This window comes from Pseudomonas sp. MD195_PC81_125 (assembly GCF_014060985.1).
GTDB lineage: Bacteria > Pseudomonadota > Gammaproteobacteria > Pseudomonadales > Pseudomonadaceae > Aquipseudomonas > Aquipseudomonas parakoreensis.
On sequence record NZ_JABULD010000880.1, the window covers coordinates 1 to 1,448 of the forward strand.

At 49.6% G+C, this 1,448-nt stretch carries 2 protein-coding genes; both read right to left on the reverse strand.

Annotated elements, in window-relative coordinates; translation table 11 throughout:
- Positions 1-133 precede the first annotated feature (133 nt).
- A complete protein-coding gene (locus tag HT737_RS30045) occupies positions 134-763 on the reverse strand; it encodes a hypothetical protein (RefSeq protein ID WP_182403223.1) in 630 nt (209 codons plus the stop codon).
- Positions 763-1,347: a DUF2515 family protein gene (locus HT737_RS30050; protein ID WP_374011221.1), complete on the reverse strand. Its 585-nt coding sequence runs from the start codon at positions 1,345-1,347 to the stop codon at positions 763-765. The genes HT737_RS30045 and HT737_RS30050 overlap by 1 nt, the downstream gene beginning before the upstream one ends.
- Positions 1,348-1,448: the final 101 nt, after the last annotated feature.

Here is a 1,448-nt window from a genome sequence, read left to right on the forward strand (position 1 = left end):
CAGCATTGCACAGCTAAAGTGCGGATTGAAACAAAAGTGTCATGTAAATGGATTTATTCACCTGACTTGAAAATCCCCGATTCCCCTGTGGAGCAGGCTTGCCAGCTCACACAGGGTTTGCGGCTTTGCCGGGTCAATCGCTGAAATGGTCTTCACCAAAACCTACATCAATCAAATATTTGGCCGTTTCGGGATTTCGCTCGTCGCAACGTGCATAGCATTTGATGTGGAGAAACAGGCTGTACTTATGGGGGATCAACAGAATGACACCATCTAATTGATCAAAAAGCTTGGCCTGGAGACGCGTCTTATCTTCTTCGGTTTCAGTCTTGAGCCAATCATTCCCTTCAACAGCTTCTGGCGACCAACCTGCCTTTTTGAACATCTGCTGCAGCTCACCCAGCAGATTCACTGCTTGCTCGAACGGCAACGTCTCCAGCATTGGTGACGTAGAAAGGGTGATTGCTTTGAAGTCAGACCAGCCAATTGCACCGAATTTTGTGACGGGCAGCGTGAACCCGTGTTGTTCGTCATCGAAAGTGATAATTACTGGGCTACTGATCCAAGTCGAACTCGGGTGAGGGGGATCACTAGGATAGATGGCAGTTTTATCTGTTACAGGAAATGATGAGTCGCGCACGACCTCGTCATATGTTTTTCCAATGTGGAAGGAAATTTGATGCGGACCTCTTCCCAAATAGAGTGTTAACGCGATAGCTCCTAATACGACGACAGCAGTGATGTAAAAACTGCGCTTACGCATCACTTTACTCCCCCGCCGGCTGCAATCTCGCGGATGGATTGCTCAAGTTTTGCCCGAGAGGACGGCTGTTTAAGCAGTTCGTTAAATTGAGTAGCAGCGCGCAGAACAAACTCCATTCGCTGATCCTTATCGGCAAGGTTAGCCAGGGGATTGCTGCCAAAAGCGACTTTTCGATTGTCAGGCGCTTTACATTGACTAGCGAGAGTGAGTTGGATCTCTTCGGCAGCGCCCGGCAACAATCCAGTCACAACCGAAATTACGTCCCCCCCATGTGTCCCTCGCATCAACAGGGCAAAGTGGGTTTCGTCGTACATCGCGGGCTGAAGAATGTTGACTTGTTCATGGAGCGCCATTTGCTCAACGCTACCTGAGATGTTTCCTTGATCAATGGCTTTGAAGGTCGCGTAAATCTCAGGATTATCAGCGCCAAACTCTACCTTCTTCGCAATCGGCCAAATCACATCTTTCGCGATCTCGCGCCGGCTCTTCAGACACTTCTCCATTTCCTTGTACCCCCGCACCATAAAAAACCGGTGCAACGGATAAACGTCCAGAAACAGCGATGTATTACCTAGCGCCAACATCTCATACACATAATCCAGCTGCTGCTGAACCACTGAGCGTGGGTTGTCGCCGATAGTGATGTCCTCGGTCGCATCGGGTTTGCCGCTCGGGCTTTCTCAAG